Annotated in this window: 16 protein-coding genes; 9 read left to right on the top strand and 7 right to left on the bottom strand. The window is 50.5% G+C overall.

The window, feature by feature from the left end:
- Nucleotides 1–163: 163 nt before the first annotated feature.
- Nucleotides 164–2,233: a biosynthetic arginine decarboxylase gene (gene speA / locus P4D80_RS01805; RefSeq protein ID WP_421657145.1), complete on the top strand. Its 2,070-nt coding sequence runs from the start codon at nucleotides 164–166 to the stop codon at nucleotides 2,231–2,233.
- Nucleotides 2,234–2,528: 295 nt separating this feature from the next.
- Here speA and P4D80_RS01810 read toward each other — a convergent pair whose 3' ends face one another.
- From P4D80_RS01810 to P4D80_RS01820, 3 genes are all read right to left on the bottom strand, one after another.
- A complete protein-coding gene (locus P4D80_RS01810; protein ID WP_421657146.1) occupies nucleotides 2,529–3,593 on the bottom strand; it encodes a SpoIID/LytB domain-containing protein in 1,065 nt (354 codons plus the stop codon).
- 18 nt (nucleotides 3,594–3,611) lie between these two features.
- Entirely contained in the window at nucleotides 3,612–4,271 is a 660-nt protein-coding gene (locus tag P4D80_RS01815) for a DUF2301 domain-containing membrane protein (RefSeq protein ID WP_421657147.1), read from the bottom strand.
- Between the two features lie 145 nt (nucleotides 4,272–4,416).
- Nucleotides 4,417–5,253, bottom strand: coding sequence for an SAM hydrolase/SAM-dependent halogenase family protein (locus P4D80_RS01820; protein WP_421657148.1), 837 nt, complete (start codon nucleotides 5,251–5,253; stop codon nucleotides 4,417–4,419).
- A 332-nt stretch (nucleotides 5,254–5,585) separates the two neighbouring features.
- Between P4D80_RS01820 and P4D80_RS01825 the strand changes: the two genes are divergently transcribed.
- Complete coding sequence (locus tag P4D80_RS01825; protein ID WP_421657149.1) at nucleotides 5,586–5,741, top strand: hypothetical protein; 156 nt, start codon at nucleotides 5,586–5,588, stop codon at nucleotides 5,739–5,741.
- Between the two features lie 84 nt (nucleotides 5,742–5,825).
- Here P4D80_RS01825 and dapF read toward each other — a convergent pair whose 3' ends face one another.
- Nucleotides 5,826–6,671 (bottom strand): diaminopimelate epimerase, encoded by an 846-nt coding sequence (gene dapF / locus P4D80_RS01830; protein WP_421657150.1) that lies wholly within the window; start codon nucleotides 6,669–6,671, stop codon nucleotides 5,826–5,828.
- 64 nt (nucleotides 6,672–6,735) lie between these two features.
- Here dapF and P4D80_RS01835 point away from each other — a divergent pair, with 64 nt between their 5' ends.
- Nucleotides 6,736–6,951, top strand: coding sequence for an Hfq-related RNA-binding protein (locus P4D80_RS01835; RefSeq protein ID WP_421657151.1), 216 nt, complete (start codon nucleotides 6,736–6,738; stop codon nucleotides 6,949–6,951).
- Between the two features lie 57 nt (nucleotides 6,952–7,008).
- Here P4D80_RS01835 and P4D80_RS01840 read toward each other — a convergent pair whose 3' ends face one another.
- Nucleotides 7,009–9,354 (bottom strand): cation:proton antiporter, encoded by a 2,346-nt coding sequence (locus P4D80_RS01840; RefSeq protein ID WP_421657152.1) that lies wholly within the window; start codon nucleotides 9,352–9,354, stop codon nucleotides 7,009–7,011.
- Nucleotides 9,355–9,532: 178 nt separating this feature from the next.
- Here P4D80_RS01840 and P4D80_RS01845 point away from each other — a divergent pair, with 178 nt between their 5' ends.
- The gene (locus P4D80_RS01845) at nucleotides 9,533–10,462 is read left to right on the top strand and encodes a M23 family metallopeptidase (RefSeq protein ID WP_421657153.1); all 930 of its coding nucleotides are present in this window, start codon (nucleotides 9,533–9,535) and stop codon (nucleotides 10,460–10,462) included.
- 105 nt (nucleotides 10,463–10,567) lie between these two features.
- Nucleotides 10,568–11,119: a late competence development ComFB family protein gene (locus P4D80_RS01850; RefSeq protein ID WP_421657154.1), complete on the top strand. Its 552-nt coding sequence runs from the start codon at nucleotides 10,568–10,570 to the stop codon at nucleotides 11,117–11,119.
- Between the two features lie 117 nt (nucleotides 11,120–11,236).
- Here P4D80_RS01850 and P4D80_RS01855 read toward each other — a convergent pair whose 3' ends face one another.
- Nucleotides 11,237–11,848: a L,D-transpeptidase gene (locus P4D80_RS01855; protein ID WP_421657155.1), complete on the bottom strand. Its 612-nt coding sequence runs from the start codon at nucleotides 11,846–11,848 to the stop codon at nucleotides 11,237–11,239.
- 1,355 nt (nucleotides 11,849–13,203) lie between these two features.
- Between P4D80_RS01855 and P4D80_RS01860 the strand changes: the two genes are divergently transcribed.
- Nucleotides 13,204–13,863, top strand: a complete 660-nt coding sequence (locus tag P4D80_RS01860) for a sigma-70 family RNA polymerase sigma factor (RefSeq protein WP_421657156.1) — start codon at nucleotides 13,204–13,206, stop codon at nucleotides 13,861–13,863.
- A gap of 240 nt (nucleotides 13,864–14,103) precedes the next feature.
- Nucleotides 14,104–14,607, top strand: a complete 504-nt coding sequence (locus tag P4D80_RS01865; protein ID WP_421657157.1) for an anti-sigma factor family protein — start codon at nucleotides 14,104–14,106, stop codon at nucleotides 14,605–14,607.
- Here the strand turns inward: P4D80_RS01865 and P4D80_RS01870 are convergent.
- Nucleotides 14,585–15,139, bottom strand: a complete 555-nt coding sequence (locus P4D80_RS01870; protein WP_421657158.1) for a gamma-glutamylcyclotransferase family protein — start codon at nucleotides 15,137–15,139, stop codon at nucleotides 14,585–14,587. The two genes, P4D80_RS01865 and P4D80_RS01870, sit on opposite strands and share 23 nt — an antisense overlap.
- Here P4D80_RS01870 and P4D80_RS01875 point away from each other — a divergent pair.
- Together P4D80_RS01875 and P4D80_RS01880 are read left to right on the top strand one after the other, a co-directional pair.
- Complete coding sequence (locus P4D80_RS01875; protein WP_421657159.1) at nucleotides 15,138–16,082, top strand: methyltransferase domain-containing protein; 945 nt, start codon at nucleotides 15,138–15,140, stop codon at nucleotides 16,080–16,082. The genes P4D80_RS01870 and P4D80_RS01875 overlap by 2 nt on opposite strands.
- A 189-nt stretch (nucleotides 16,083–16,271) precedes the next feature.
- The gene (locus tag P4D80_RS01880) at nucleotides 16,272–17,258 is read left to right on the top strand and encodes a homogentisate phytyltransferase (RefSeq protein WP_421657160.1); all 987 of its coding nucleotides are present in this window, start codon (nucleotides 16,272–16,274) and stop codon (nucleotides 17,256–17,258) included.
- Nucleotides 17,259–17,403 lie beyond the last annotated feature (145 nt).

A 17,403-nucleotide genomic window follows, 5' to 3' on the forward strand; every position in this document is an offset into this window, starting at 1 on the left:
CTTGCAGAAAAAGCTTTATTGAGTAAAGTAAATTTGTGCAAATTCATATCGATTTGAGCATTTGTCTGGGGAGTGCCGCCTAAGGGGGTCTGCTGTCTTACCTTCAACTGACTGATAATGCGATAGACTGGCATTTCTGTAGGTATTGCGAGGTCGGGGGAAAATGGTGGGAAAATCCGTTGCACCGAAAGTTGAGGATGAGAAAAAACCAGCAAGTTCTCATGAAGAGCAGTCAGCGAAGAACTCTGCCAGCGAGACTGCAACTGGTTCATCGCAATCAAATTTGTTGAAAAAAGCCTGGACGATTGAGGACAGCGAAGAACTGTACCGGATTACGGGCTGGGGAGAGCCTTACTTCTCAATTAATGCGGCTGGACATGTAACCGTTTCTCCCCTGGGCGATCGCGGCGGTTCCCTCGACCTTTATGAGCTGGTCAATGCCCTGAGATTGCGTAACCTCAGCCTGCCCCTCCTCATTCGCTTTTCCGACATTCTGGAAGACCGGATTGAACGACTGAATGCGGCCTTTTCCAAGGCGATCGCTCGCTATGGCTACGATGGCGACTACCGGGGGGTTTTCCCAGTCAAGTGCAACCAGCAACGCCATTTGGTTGAGGCACTGGTGAAATTTGGTAAACCCCACCAGTTTGGTCTGGAAGCGGGGTCTAAGCCGGAACTGATGATTGCCCTGGCTATGCTGAAAACGCCGGGAGCCTTGCTGATCTGTAATGGCTACAAGGACCGGGAATACATTGAAATGGCAATCCTGGCCCAGCAGTTAGGCAAGGACGCCATTATCGTGCTGGAGCAGATTGAGGAAGTCCCGCTTGTAATTGAAGCCGGACGCAAGCTAGGAATTCGCCCAATTGTGGGTGTGCGGGCCAAGTTGAGTAGTAAGGGAATCGGACGCTGGGGAACTTCAGCAGGCGATCGCGCCAAATTTGGGCTTACTATCCCTGAAATTCTGCAAACCGTTGAGCAACTCCGGGCGGCTAACATGCTGGACTCGCTTCAACTCCTGCATTACCACATCGGCTCCCAAATTTCCTCCATTGCCGTCATCAAAGATGCCATCCGGGAAGCCAGCCAGATCTACGTTGAACTTGCCAAACTGGGTGCCGATATGAAGTACCTAGATGTGGGAGGTGGCCTGGGAGTGGACTATGACGGTTCCAAAACCAACTTCTACGCCTCCAAAAACTACAACATCCAGAACTACGCCAACGACATTGTGGCAGAAGTGAAGGAAGCCTGCGCCGAGCGAAATTTGCCCGTCCCTACCCTGGTTAGCGAAAGTGGACGGGCGATCGCCTCCCACCAATCCGTCTTGGTGTTCAACGTTCTGAGTACCAGTGATGTACCCCACGGCACTCCAGAGCCAATTCAGGAAAAAGAACACCTGATTATTCGGAACCTCTACGAAACCTATGAATCCATTAACGAAGAGAACTATCAGGAAGCTTTTCACGATGCTACCCAGTTTAAGGAAGAAGCCATTAGCCTGTTTAACTTTGGTTACCTCAGCCTGCCTGAACGGGCGCGAGCAGAACGGCTCTACTGGGCTTGCTGTGAAAAGATTCTGGGCATCGCTCGCCAGCAGGAATACGTCCCCGACGATCTGGAAGATCTGGAAAAGATCATGGCCTCGATCTACTACATTAACCTGTCCGTTTTTCAATCAGCTCCAGATAGCTGGGCGATCGACCAACTTTTCCCCATTATGCCCATCCACCGCCTTGACGAAGAACCCACTAAACGCGCCACCCTGGCCGACCTAACCTGCGACAGTGACGGCAAAATTGACCAGTTCATCGACCTGCGTGATGTCAAACACGTACTGGAACTTCACCCCCTGATTCCCAAAGCACAGGGGACAGAACCCAAAACTCAGAACTCTTCCATCCCCCAGGAATACGAACCCTACTATCTGGGCATGTTCCTTAACGGTGCTTACCAGGAAATTATGGGTAATCTGCACAACCTGTTTGGCGACACCAATGCGGTTCACATCACCCTTACCCCCAAGGGCTACCAAATTGACCATGTGGTTAAAGGCGATACCATGACCGAAGTTCTTGGCTATGTCCAGTATGACTCTGAAGATCTGGTTGAAAGCATCCGCCAGCAAACAGAGCAGGCCATGCAGGAAAAACGCATTACCCTGCAAGAGTCCCAACTGTTGCTGCAAAATTACGAACGTAGCTTGAGTCGGTACACTTATCTGTCGTCATAAGTTGTTTTAGTACCAATGATGTAGACTCTGTAGGAAGATGTAGACTCCGTAGGAACCATTGGGTTTCACGATTTCATGCAGCGCGATCGCGATGGCTGACGACAGACAACTTAACTCATTTGAGGAATAACTCAAATCTACAAAACCCAATTCTCAGGTGTTTTGAGGGTTTTCAACCCATCAAAACAGTCTTGACAGACCACTAGTACAGCATGGCGGGAATACGGGTACCATTCTGATTCCCTCCGACTCCCCACTCCCCAACCCAATGGTTACTGGACTGATGCCATCGTCCCTAGTTGTAATCTTCCTCAACCCGCCCCACGCCCGTTCCTGGATAGTAGTTGCTCAGAATCTGTTTGTAGTTATAGCCCTTTTCGGCCAGGTCGAGGGCACCTAACTGACTCATCCCATGGCCTCGAAAGGCTTCAGCAACGATATCGTCGGAGGCGGCGTACAGCGATTCCACAATTCCCCCCCGATAGCTGACAAACTCCCCAGCCGTATTATCCACGGCTTTGCGGGTAGGGTCGGCTTCTCGCTCGATGCCCGTGTAGACCTGGTAATACTCCGTTGCCCCCAAGTTATAGAGGGAGTGAGCTGGTTTGAAGTAGTAAGTGAGAGCGTAGGAACGGGCTGCGACCGCCTGGGCTTTCAATGCCTCCATCGGCCAACTGGGGGAAACCTCGCTGCCAACAACGCTATGCAGGTACTGCCTCAAATTGACGTAGTTAATGCCCCAGAGGTTGCCCTGGTCGGAAACTAGCAACAACCGTCCCCGATAAATGCGATCGCCCAACTGAAACACCTGACCAATCCCCGGATCCAGAATCACGATTGAAGGAAGTTGCCAGGAACCCAACCGAATCGAATCCCCATTCGGTTGGACCGGGTAAGATGTTCCAGGAGAAAGCTGTTGTAGGCGGCGTCCATCCTTATCCATCAGAATGGCGTCGCTGGAAGCGCCAATTGTAGTTGAGGGAATTCCTTCTGCGATCGCCACCCGAATTTCAATCAAAGAATCAACCGTTGCAGCAGATGCCAGAAATTTCAACTTGGCTTCTTGGTTGATTGCCTTCTCCTGTTCAGTATAGGTAGCAGGATTAACGGGTTTGGGCGGAACCTTAGCCGGTAGGGATTTGCGAGCCCTGGGGGAAGGTTTTGCCAAGGGCGAGGGCGAGGGTGTAACGGCAACAGGAACCTTGGGTAGAGGAGATGCAACTGCAATTTCGTTCTGGGACGAAGCGGCTTGCTTTTGCGGTTGGTTTAGAACAATTGCTCCAAGGGAAAGACCCCCCAATAATGGCAGCACAACCCACAAATAACGCTTAATCAGGCTAGGGAATTGAGGTTCTGTCATGTTAAACGGTGATTGCTACTAACGAGAAGCGTCAGTTCTGGTCAATCGTTGCTTTTCGAGGTAATCAAAAACGCTTTTGTCACCAATGTCTGGTGGAATGGGTTGAATCACTTTTCGCAAAGCGAACACTAGAAAAAGAATAACCCAAAGTAGTAGCAGCACCCGTTCTATCTCTAGTGGTAATAAGCCTACCAGATGGCTCAACAACAGTACAGGAACCAGAGGGGTTAAAAACTTAGTTTCTATCCGATTAAAGCAAAACGCTTCCTTAAAAAAGATCCCGGTTAGAGCCGCAAATACAAAACCAACACCCAAAAGGGACAAGGGCTGGTTGTAAACTGTCAATGCAAACGGTTCTGGGTTGAAATGCGCGATCGCCAACGATGCCAGACAACCGATCGCCCAAAACACCTGCAATGCCCGGTGCAACGGCTTCATGTAAATGTGAATTGTCAACAAACTGATACCCAACGCCACGCAGAACACTGAATACAACGGAGTGAGTAGGTGTAAAACTGTGGAATTGTCTCCCTGCCACAGCACCAATCCGGCTCCAATCGCGAAGCAGAGTGCCGCCACTGCCAGACCACCCCGGTAAACCACAACCCCCCGGCGGTCTTCATCCGTGATTATAAATTCACCAAAATGTCCCTGATAAACAACAGGTTCCGCTTGCATAAACTATCCCTCCAGTCACGTCTCTCCAGATTGATGTCTTATTGCTGCCTTTAGGGGCAAGTTCTCACAATTATTTGTTTATTATTTGTTTTTCTACAAATATGGCTAATCAACCCACCCCGACAATCACAACTCAACTCAAAACTCATCCACCCATCGACTCATCCACCCTTACCTCAACCTCCTGTCCCCAGTCTAGTTTAAGCTTTGCCTGGGCATTGCCACCATTGATGGCGATTTCTACCCAACCGTGGCTGCCAACCAGGGCAACCCAATCCCCGCTGGGGCTTTCACTGTAGGTCTGTTTGCCAGGGATGGTCAGGTTAGAGACAGTTACCATCCATTTCTTTCCTCCTACCTGCGCTCCGGGAATATTGGTAATCAGGTTGCCAAAGTGATCCGCTGCCTGAATGCATCCAATGATTCGGGAGGTGCGCCCATCCAACTTTTCGATGCGGATGGAAGGAATGGCTAGCTGAACCAGTGTTTCTGGTGCGATCGCCTCCCCCAATGCCTCCAACGGCACTCCACTGGCGAGGTAAGCACCCACCGGGGCAAAAATATCTCGTCCATGAAAAGTGAAGCTCGGTTCAGGCGTACGCCAATACTGAGAATTGGTCAGCTCAACCGCCGCAATGAGCGGACGTTGGCTCAGAACCCCGCTAAACAGCCCATTGTCTGGACCGACCAGGAAGCCAGAGGGATGGGCAGAGTCGGTGCCTACAGCCAGAGCGATCGCCCGCCTGCTGCCGCCAACACCCGGATCAACCACTGCTACATGAACCGTTCCTGAGGGAAAGTAAGGGTAGGCAGTCATTAGCGCAAAACGAGCAAGGGCAATATTTTGAGGCGGAATCTGGTGAGTCAGGTCAATCACGGTGACATGGGGATTGACCTGTGCAATCACCCCTTTCATCACTCCGACATACCCATCACTCAAGCCAAAGTCCGTAAGAAGCACCAAAAAGCCACCTTGAGTCATCAGCCATTCCCGCCATCCTGATGATTACAGCCATACTCAAACACCTGAACCCCACTTTAGCCCCTAGCCCCAAGCTCCTGGCAGAAAGTAGAATATATCTCCTTTTTGGAAAAGTCGCCTCAAATCTCCATGACAGGATTTCCTGACAATTAAAATAGGAAACAGTATCTTAAACTACAGACAGTGATTTTATCGTTATCATTGGCTTAGGACAGGGTGCAGAGGTTCCACCCGTGGCTGGGGGCGGAAGCCCATCCACCCCCTTTGAAGCCAATGTCCTGAGCAAGCTGGCGACAGCTACAATTCTAAGTTGATTTGAAGCAGTGCTCATTATGAACAGAAATCGTCAAGAAATCCGTACCAAAACCGCCGAAGCCCATCGCGCAAATCTGCAAAAGAATCTGCAACGCCGTCTAGAAGTCGCCAGAGCTAAAGGTGACGAACAGCTTATTCGCATGCTAGAGGCAGAAGCAAACTATCTCAGCTAGCCTGCTGAAGAAAATCCCGGAAAATATTTTGCACGCCAGTTAAGGGTACGTATCCCCCACGTACCCTTAATTTTTTCGATGAGACTAATGGATTACAGCTTTGCCTGTAAACACCTTTTCGGCTGGACCCGTCATGTAAAGGTGGTTATCTGGTTCAGACCATTCGATGTGCAGAGGACCACCGGGTAGTTCAACCGTCGCGCGGCGATCGCATTTTCCAGTCAAAACCCCTGCTGCCAGTGATGCACAGGCACCCGTCCCGCAGGCCAGGGTCATTCCCGCACCCCGCTCCCATACGCGCATTTTTAAGTAATCGGGACGAACAACCTGGATAAATTCGGTATTGGTTTTCTTGGGAAACACAGCATGGCCCTCAAACTGGGGACCGAGGATTTCCAGAGGAATGGCTGCCACCTCATCCACAAAGGTAATGCAATGGGGATTGCCCATGCTGACACAGGTAACCTTCCAGACCTGCCCCGCAACCTTGAGTGGGTAATCCACTACTTTCTGATCAGGATTGCTTACCGTTGTGGGAATTTCGGCGGCGAGCAACCGCGGCTCCCCCATGTCAACTGTGACAAGACCCTCTGCTTCAAGTTTGGGTACCATCACACCAGCCAGGGTATGAATTCGATAGGAGCGTGCTTCCGTCGTTCCTTCCAGTTCTGCAACAAAGCGAGCAAAACAGCGAATTCCGTTGCCACACATTTCTGGCTCAGAACCGTCAGAGTTATAGATTCGCATCGTATAGTCGGTCCCATTTTGGCCAGGCAGGGCAAAGATGACCCCATCTGCGCCAATGCCAAAGTGGCGATCGCACCATCGGACTGCCTGTTCTGGCGTCAGCAGGGGTTCCGCAGATTCCCGATTATCAACCAGGATAAAGTCGTTTCCTAATCCGTGATATTTGGTGAACTCAATCGCCATAGATGTGTTGCAATAGGGTGTGTGACATGTTGTCGAGCTTAGTTGTTTTTTGGGGACGCCAGCAATGACCGTTGAACTAGAAACCGGACTACCCAGTGTCCGCCAAATTCAAACCCTGATTCGGGAAGAGCAAGAAGTTGAGCTGAAGCTAACGACTGGTGATTTGCTGGCGGGCAAAATCCGCTGGCAAGATCCCCATTGTATTTCCCTGACGGACCAGTATGACCAGCCTACTATCGTCTGGCGGCAGGCTATTGTATATCTGAAGCCCAGACTTTAGTGCCTGAGCAAGCAAGCAGGGGTAAAGATTACTCAATGCCCAGATTCCCATCCTTTTCTAAAATTCCAACGGTTTATCCGTTGGCAAATAGTCCCGTAAAGCTTCGCTTACACTTACGGTCGTAATTGGAAGCGGAAGAACGGTTGAAGGTTGAGGATCGGGAGCAATCCAGCGACTTGCCTGGCTGAGGGAGTAAAAGCCGCCGCAGAGCAGCAAGCGATCGCCCGCCTGTAGCTCACTCTTGCCATCGGGATAACTGATGAATTTGCCCTCTCGCCGAATCGCCTGTACCAGTACACCAAACTGCCGCCGAATGTGCAGCTCGGCCAGAGTTTTGCCAACTACGGGGCTATTTTCCGGCACCAGCAACCACTGACAGGAAGCGTTTTCCGTCGGGACTGCGGCCTCTCCTTTGGCAAGTTCATCAAAGGCCGTCAGTTCATCCGATGCGCCGATTAATAGAAGGCGATCACCCTTTTCCAGCACCGTTTTGCCGTTGGGATAGTCTACCTCTTCTCCGTTTTCTCGCCGGATTGCCATCAAACTGACCCCCGTCAGACGGCGCAGGTTCGTTTCCTCCAGCGTCATCCCAACCATGGGCGAGTTTTCCGGCAGTGAATACCACCGGCTATTCATTTCCTGGCTCGCTACCTTCAACTCCCGCGATACCTGATAGGAAGGCCGCTCAGCCCGCAATTCCGAATAGTGGGAACTGCGAATTTGCTGCACCTCCCGTTGAATCACTGGTAACGGTAGACCAATTCCGGTCAGCAGGTGGGATGAAAGCTCCAGACTGGCTTCAAATTCAGGTTGTACTACTTCTTTGGCACCCAATTGGTAAAGCAACTCAATATCCTTATCCTGGTTTGCCCTTACCACTACGTCCAGGTCAGGAGTCAGTTCCAGAGAACGTTTGAGGCAAAGGCGGGTACTCATGGAATCCGGCAGGGCGATCGCCATCCCCTGCGCCGTCTTCACTCCAGCTTTCTCCAGAACATGAAGACTAGCCGCATTTCCATAGATGTAAGGAATTCCCGCTTCCCGCAACTCTTGAACGCGGCGCTCTGATTGGTCAATTACAATCACGGGATAGTTGTGATCCCGCAAAAGCCGTACAATATTTTGACCCACTCGCCCGTAACCACAAACAACCACATGGTTTTGAGAAGGCAACTCTTCAGCCGCCTCTAACGGTTTATCACTTCGATCCAGATAGGATTTCAACCAGGGAAGGGACTCCGCCCAGGCAAATAACTGGGGGATCAACCGCAAAACAAATGGAGTCAGCACCAGTGTGACAGCAGTGGTACCCAGAATAAGTAAATAGACTCGCCGGGAAACCAACCCCAAAAACTGCCCTTCGCTGGCCAGGACAAACGAAAATTCACCGATCTGAGCTAACCCTAAACCTGCAACCAGGGCAGTTCTCAACGGATAGCGGAACAGCATGACCAGAGGGGTGACAATCAAAAACTTACCGATAAATACCAGTGCCACCAGCCCCAGAATTAGCTCCAGGTTATTCCAGAGAAACACCGGGTCAATCAGCATCCCGATCGCCGCAAAAAACAGGGATGCAAAAATGTCTCGCAGCGGTTCTACGTAGGTGAGTGTCTGGTCAGAATACTCCACCTCCGAGATCATCAACCCGGCTACAAACGCCCCCATTTCAATCGAAAGCCCCATGTGCTCCGTCAGCAGCGCAATTCCCAGACAGAGCGCTACCACTCCCAGCAAAAAGAGTTCTCGGCTTTCTGTTCTTGCCAGCATGCGCAACAAGGGCGGAATCAACCAAATTCCAGCCGCTACCGCTCCCAGGGCAAACAACCCAGTCTGCAAAAGTGCCCAACCCACCGCCAGGCCAATCTCCTCCGGCGGCTTGTCTAAGGCCGGTAGTACTGCCAGCATCAGCCCCAATGCCAGGTCTTGCACAACCAGCATTCCCAGCATCACCTGTCCATGGGGAGTGTCAGTCTCATTCCGCTCCATCAAGCATTTGAGCACAACTGCCGTAGACGAAAGCGACAAAATGGCTCCCAGAAACACTCCCTGCGCGGGAGAAGTCACCCACCCCATCCCCAGGGATGCCAGCGTTGTCACCAAAATCGTTAGAGCAATCTGTAGTCCACCCCCACCCAGGCTAATCCTCTTAACTTTCTTGAGTTCGGAAAACGAAAACTCTACCCCCAGGGCAAACAGTAAAAACGCGACCCCAAACTGGGCCAATGTTTCGACCTGAATGAGCTCTTTGATTAACCCCAGCCCGGTTGGACCGACAACCATACCCGCTAGCAGGTACCCCAGTAAGATAGGCTGTCGCAATAAGGCTGCCAGAAGCCCTCCGGCAGCGGCAGCGGCGAGTACAGACACTAAATCAACAATTAACCTGAAATCTTCTTGCACAGGAGTATAAAAATTAAAGAAGTATTACTCTCTATAAACTTCAGAATACAAACTTTTCGCGGCTTCCGGGGGCTTTGGGTCAGAATCTTTGGTCACTTCGTCGAGGATTTAGTAAAGAACATGAAAACTGGAGTGATCTGGCGCTATCCTGTACTGCCAGAAACAGGAACAGATACCTATGGCTACTCCAGCTCAAACCAATCACAATCCCTGGATGGAACTGAATTTGATCTCTGCGATTCGCTCCATTGTGACGATCGCCACCCCAATGGGTTTGTCTGCCACTGCCTGGATATGGGCGTTAGCAAATGTGGCAAAAGCATTGCAGGTCAAAATCACCCCCTCCGCTCCCCGCCTGGGCGATACTCTCTCAATCATTGCCCAATACGACAACCTGGAGACAAACATGACTCCGGTGGTGAGGATGGGCGATCGCACCTACCAGACCTTCCTCATCGGTCCCAATCGGTTTCGGGCACTGATCGCCACGACTCCACTGGATAAGCCAGGAATTATGCTGATCCGCATTGAAGGGGGGGGGGAGGTTAGCAACATGAAAGTACAGCTGAAGGGGCGCAGCTTTCCAACTCAATCCATCTGGCTTCCCCCCGGCAAAGATGGCGACATTTCGGATGCGGAGTACAACCGGGTGAATGCGTTTAAGCAATTGATTACTCCCCAAAAATTCTGGAATGGTCCCTTCCTGCAACCTAACCAGGGGCCGATCACGGGGGTCTATGGCATTCGCCGCTACTACAACGGGATATTTGCCAACGACTACTACCACCGTGGGGTAGATTACGCCGGGGCATATGGTTCTCCGGTGATTGCGCCAGCGGCGGGACGGGTTGTCCTAGTGGGGTATGAGAAGGATGGCTTTCGGGTGAACGGAAATATCGTAGGGCTTGACCATGGCCACGGTGTCACCAGCGCCTATCTCCATCTCAGCCGGATTACAGTCAAGCAGGGGGATTTTGTAAAGGCGGGACAGGTCATTGGCGCCGTTGGAGCAACCGGAGCGGCAACCGGACCCCATCTCCACTGGGGATTATACGTCAATGGTCTTTCTGTAGACCCTGCCCCCTGGCGGACGAAGGGGGTTGAATAATGTTTTGTGTAAGCTTTTTGTTAAGGTGTTGCAGCGAGTTTAATCTAGGGCAACATTAATCAAGGCGACCCATCCAAACAAATGGCTGTGGAGTATGGAGGCACTATGAGTATTGAGAAAATCGTGGAGCAGGCTTTACAGGATGGCTACCTGACTCCAGCGATGGAAGCAGAGGTGGGGCGGATTTGCGATACAGCTTCAGAGCTTTCCATGGAAGAGTACATGGCTCTGGATCGATTGATGGGAGCTTTGCTAACTGGCGAGGTGGTGGCAATTCCCCGCAAGCAATTTATTAATGTAATGGAAGAGTTGGTATTAACGGAGGCGATCAACCGTGTCGCTGAGATTGAAGCTACCAGTGATCGCACCTTAGATCTGGGCGATATCGCAGCCTATGCACTCAACCGCCTCCCCCCTCTCTATGCCACCACGGAGGAAGGAGCTAATTATCAACGTCAGCGCGCAAAGGAAGAATTACAAGGGCTGATCGCCCAACAGGTAGGCGAAGCGATCGCCCGTAACCTGGATCGTCCCGAATTCTTCCCTGAACGTCAGGCTCTCGGCAAAAATTCTGGAGACGAAATTCTTACCCAGATCAGCGCTCTGCTACAGGCTTATGCCCCCAGCTTTGAAGCTCAGGCAGGGCCAGCTAGTTAGACAGGTAAGGGTGGAATGAGTGGATGGGTGAGGGAGTAGGGGAGCGAGGGAGCGGGAAGGCCGGGAGTTTTGAGTTTTTGCCTCGCTCCTCTCACCTTCTTCCTCTCTGCTATTTCACTACTGCCGTACTTTCACAGGCGTTCCTTCCGACACCTGATCGTACAGTGCAATCACGTCCTTATTGCGCATCCGCAAACAGCCATGGGAGACGGCCTGACCAATCAAATCTTCCTGGTTAGTGCCGTGAAAGCCAAGGTGAGTTTTTCCATCTGACCAGAAGCCGATCCAGCGTTTACCAAGAGGATTATTTGCTCCGGGAAGCACCACCTCTTTGGTAATTGGATGCAGCCACTTCGGGTCTTTCTGCATCTCTATCACTTCAAAGGAGCCAGTAGGTGTCTCCCAACCCTCCTGTCCAATGGCCAGGGGATAGCTTGTTTTCAGCTTTTTGCCTTGATAAAGATAGACGCGGCGATCGCTCAGGTCGACCACCAGATTAGGCCCCTCTTCCACACCATCCGTAGAATTCACTGCCTGAACTTTGTCCGCTGGGAGTTGAGATCTCGCGGTTACACTCTGGGCATCAGGAACCTTTAGTGGCTCAGTAATTTTAACGGCAGCAACCTTTTGGCGAACCAACTGTTCATTAACTGATTTACGAGTCAGGCCATCTTCTGCTCTATACCTAGAATTCTCAGCTCCTGCACGCCACTGAATAACTAGCAGCACTAAAGAGGCTCCTAGAAACAGGAACATCAAGCTACGAGGTATAGTTTCATCTCTTACTATTGCTGCCATTGCAGATTAACTAAATTAAACAGGCAATCTTAAAAAGGCAAACCCATCTTATCAATATTAATCTGTTATGGCTCTACACAGTTGCGTTAGGACATTGGAATTAGAGAGGGAGTGGGGGCTTCGCCCCCAGCCAGGGGTGGAACCCCTGCACCCCGCCCTAACCACAATGACTACCGCTATAAAAGGTATTTAGCCATCTTTTAAGGTTAAACTTTAAGCTCACAAAGGGGGGTGGATTAATTGGAGCAATACTCTAAATCATTCACCTAGCTGCAAATCTTAAGTAGTATTGCTCAACCACCCTCTTCCTCGCTCAAAACCGTTATCTAGTCGCTCAAAACCATTATCTAGAAGGTTATTTAGGAATTCCCAATATGTGAGTCTATTGAGAATTGAAGCGTTAGAGAAGGGGCTGAAGCCCCTATTTCTTCGTTAACTGTCTAGAACTAGGTGTATTTGACTACTACTGAAATCCCTACTCTGCAAGAGTTTCAAACTTGTCAACCTAGCTGAGCAATTACCAAAACCTTAATTTAACCCTGATCATTTTCTCAATGCTATTGGGCAGCTTCAGAATGCCTCAGCGATCAAAAAATGGGTTGGAATTCCGAAATCTAAATCTGGAATTGCCAGATGGTGCTCTGTAATTAGATCTGGGAAGGGTGCTTCTGCCAAATAATCCTAAAGAAACTTTCATCTTAAATCAAGGCATTTAGATTCTGACTGAGTAGAGTCCTGGATTGGAATTAAGATTGGGAGTAGTTGTAATGTTAGAGAAGTTATTGTTAGCTGCTGCAATCACATTCTCGTTGAGTCTGTTTGTTGGTCTGCGTTCTAACTCGGCACATCAGCCGTTACTCACTAAATTTTGGCTGGGTGCTCCACTCCAAGTTGCGAGAGTATTGGACAGATAAGTAGCCACAATGAACTGCGTACAGTGTCACCAATGATAGCAGGGAGTCAGGGTAATCGAGGGGTTTATTTTCCAGATGAGGTAGAAGTAATTTCGTACTCGTAGCTCCTGAAGCCGCCTCAAAACTACACGAGCTGTCTGCGCTATGATGGAGGCTCGCTATTTTATCCTCCAGTTTTAGAACTGAGGGGATTTCTAAAAAAATCTTTACCTCTGTACGGGCGAGCAGCCATTCGCCCTTATTCAGAAATCATCGATCACCTGGTAATTTTTATTTTGAAAACTGCCATCAATCTTTTTGACTCAAATCGTGGGAACTTTTGTCTGGATACTGGAGTCTTGAGGGGAAGAGTGTTTTAGAGCAGATTCATCCATGACCCAGTCTCTTCCTGTATCCTGGTCAACGGTTGAGGCAACCCCCGCCCAAGTGCCCGTGCAAGCCGAAAAGCTCTCGAACTACGACCTTGTGTTGCGATGTCAGGCTGCGCATCGTCCAGAAAAAGCTGCGTTTGCAGAACTGGTACGACGCCACCAGCCTCACGTTGAAAAAGTCCTTTACCACCTGGCTCCTGACTGGTCCGATCGCGCCGATCTGGTACAGGAGGTTTGGATTCGGGTTTACCGGAACATTCGACGCTTGAATGAACCGGAAAAGTTTCGAGGTTGGCTGAGCCGAATTGCAACGAATTTGTTTTACGACGAACTGCGGAAGCGGAAGCGGAATGCTCCTCCCCTATCGCTGGATGCTCCCCTTTCGGTGGATGATGGCGAGATGGACTGGGAGATCGCTTCGACTACCCCAGGACCTGATGAGGATATGGCAACGCGAGAGTTTTATGACCAACTGCGGGAGGCGATCGCGGATCTTCCGGAGGTATTTCGAACCACCATTGTCATGCGAGAAATTCAGGGGATGGCTTATGAAGAAATTGCTGAGCTAACGGGGGTTTCCCTGGGAACAGTAAAGTCTAGAATTGCTAGAGCCCGCTTTCGCTTGCAGTCTCAGCTACAGACTTATTTGGATGATCATTGATACGATATTTGATTTGAAAGGCAGATTGACAGCTTATGGGTTTCTGATGCTACATAGTCTGTAGTCTTGCTTAAGAAAGTTTCTGGTCTCGTTACAAATCTGGTTTGCTTGTTAATTTAGATGTCGGGTGCAGTCCCTATCCGTGGAAGTGATGATGAGATGACTCACAACCTTAACTCACACAACAGTAACAACCTGCCCTCTGCCATGAATCAGCATACTTCTGGTTCCCTGAATACTATGCCGCGAGATCGTTTTGAATTGCTGAGTGCCTATCTGGATGGCGAAGTGACTGCAGCAGAGCGGAAGCAAGTTGAAGAATGGCTGGCAACCGACTCCAGCATGCAGCGCCTTCACAGCCGTTTGCTCAACCTGCGGCAGGCCTTCCAGTCAATGCCCGTTCCTGCCTCTAAGTGCTCGGCAGAAGAAACGGTGGAAAGAGTATTTGCTCAGGTTGAGCGCCGCCCCAGGCTGTCGCTGGTATGGGGTGGAGCGGCGATCGCAGCCCTCTTTGTTGGTGCAATGGCAACCCTCTTCTCTACCGAAAATCCGCTGATTCCACAGGTGGCAAAATCACCTGAGCAGATTGAAGCTCCTCAGTCGCCAACGGCATCTAATGAACCGTTGCTAATTGCCCTTGATCGTCCTCTAGTCACGATTCCCAAGGCTCCTGTAGCGCAGCCTGTATCTTCTGATAATGAGAATGGAACTGATAGAAATCCTAGCTCTGAGAATGTGCGCTAAAGGCCGCTTTTTGCTTTTGGGGATTCCACTCTCCGTCTGGCAAAGGAACACCTCCGAGCTGCACCACCTGCTCGGTAGTCATTAAATAGGCCCAGGCGGTTCTAAGAGTTGTGCTGTGCAGATTTTTATGGGGAGAGCCCCTATCAACCCGTCCTGAGCCGATGGTTTGGAACTTGAATTGTTCATTAGAGCCGTCATGGGAAACCTGGCGGTTTTGATTTAGCTCCATAACTTCAATCTGTTTGCGTTCGTACTGATTCTCGGCGAAAATCAGATCAGGTTTATAGCGACGAAATTCGCTAGGGTCATGCTGTTCAAATTCATCCAGTCGAGTGAGACATTGTGGATTGTCGAGAGAGAGCAGGAAGCCACGGACAGTTCCTGAACCAATGGTCATTGCCGGGTAGCCAAAGGGCAGGGCATAGAGATAACCGGGAGCGATTGCCGGGCGCACTGACACCACATCCCTGGCACACACCCAGTAATTTCTTTCTCCTGGCTTCAAAGTACCGTAGACGAAGACATTATCCATGACCCTGACCTTAAACCGACAGATTCAACAATTTTACGATGCGTCTTCTGCGCTGTGGGAGCAGATTTGGGGGGAGCATATGCACCACGGCTACTATGGAGCCGATGGGAAGCAGAAGAAAGACCGTCGTCAAGCACAAATCGATCTGATCGAGGAACTGCTGGCTTGGGCAAAGATTCAGGAAGCAAGCCAGATTTTGGATGTTGGATGTGGCATTGGGGGCAGTACTCTTTACCTGGCAAATAAGTTTAAAGCTTGTGCAACTGGAATTACCCTCAGCCCTGTGCAGGCAAACCGGGCACAGGAACGGGCACAGGCAGCAGGGATGGCTGGAAGTGATGAGGAGAGGAGCCGTTCAGAAGAGGGGGAAGATCGGGGCAGAGTTTCGTCAGCTTGCCGGACAACTTTTCCCCCTGAGTGCCCTCAGAAAAGGGCGATCGCCCAATTTCAAGTCGCTGATGCACTCAACCTGCCTTTTGCAGACCAGTCCTTCGACCTGATCTGGTCGCTGGAAAGTGGTGAACACATGCCCGACAAAGTGAAATTTCTTCAGGAGTGCTATCGGGTTTTGCAACCGGGAGGCACATTTTTGCTGGTGACCTGGTGCCATCGCCCTACGGATGAACAACCTCTGACTGCAAATGAGCGCAAGCATCTGGAAGACATCTACCGGGTGTATTGTTTACCCTACGTGATTTCCTTACCTCAGTATGAGGCGATCGCTCGCTCCTGTGGCTTCCAAAATATTCGCACGGCTGACTGGTCTACCGCAGTTGCCCCATTTTGGGATGTGGTGATTGACTCTGCCTTCACGCCCAAGGCTTTGATTGGGCTGCTCCGCTCAGGCTGGATGACGATTCAGGCGGCGTTATCACTGGGTTTGATGCGGCGGGGCTACCAGCGAGGGCTGATTCGATTTGGTCTACTCTGCGCCACTCGCTAAAGCTTTCTATGGATAGCAGTAAGCGTTTGGATTGTGATGCGGGCAGGAATTTCACCCCTGCTATGAAGGCAGTGCCCCCACACCCCCTTGTCCTAACCAAAATGCAAGGCTATATCTTTCCTCCCAGGGGAGATATGCCAATGACGAACAATAGTGTAAAGTCCAGGGCTAGAGTCTGATTTTTTGCCCATGAGCCGGATTGCTTCTAAACCTGCCAGTTTTTCAGCGAAACCTGTCCGAATCTCCTGGCTACAACGTCGATTTCCCTGGTTCTACGCTTTTTGGAAATTCTCCCGTGCCCATACGGTAATTGGCACGACCCTGAGCGTATTTGGGCTGTATTTCATTGTTCTAGCTCGCACTTTCTCTGATGCCACTGCTTCCAGTGCGCTTTCTTTAACTTCACTGTTTATTACTCTTTTTGCCTGTTTGTGTGGCAACATCTACATCGTCGGGCTGAATCAGCTAGAAGATGTGGGGATCGACCGGATCAATAAGCCCCATCTACCGTTAGCCTCAGGAGAGTTTTCCCGTTGGGAAGGGCAGTTCATTGTTTGGGTGACCGGTGTTCTGGCAATCGCCCTCTCCTTGCTTCAGGGACCTTACCTGCTGGTAATGGTCAGCAGCAGCCTGCTGATTGGAACGGCTTACTCTCTACCCCCCATTCGCCTGAAACGATTTCCTTTCTGGGCATCGCTGTGTATCTTCACAGTGCGGGGAGTGATTGTTAACCTGGGGTTGTTTTTGCACTTCAGCCAGGGAGAGGCGATTCCTCCCAATGTCTGGGCACTGACGTTGTTTGTGTTGGTGTTTACGTTTGCGATCGCCATCTTCAAAGACATGCCGGATGCGGAAGGCGATCGCCAGTACAACATCTCTACATTGACCCTGAAACTGGGACAAAAAGCGGTATTTGATTTATCCCGCTGGGTCTTGACCGTTTGTTATGCAGGCATGGTTCTGGCTGGAATTAGGGGACTACCGGATGTCCATATTCCCTTCCTGATCACCACTCATTTAATTGTCCTTTCACTCCTCTGGTTGCGTAGTTTTTGGGTCAATCTAAAAGACAAAGGTTCAATTAGCCGCTTCTATCAGTTCATCTGGAAATTGTTCTTTTTGGAGTACATCATGTTTGCGATCGCCTGCTGGTTACAGTCGGTTTCAAATGCATAAACCACTCTTCAGCCGCTAATGGTTCACCAAAGGAACTTTGCCTGATTATCTAAACCCGGAAAAACCAATTTAGGGGGTTTTGAAGGGTTGCAAACTTTTCAAAATCTGCCTGGCAGACTACTAGCCCCTAGTGTTGCAAACACTG

The sequence above is a fragment of the Leptothermofonsia sp. ETS-13 genome (assembly GCF_049200465.1).
GTDB lineage: Bacteria > Cyanobacteriota > Cyanobacteriia > Leptolyngbyales > Leptolyngbyaceae > Leptothermofonsia.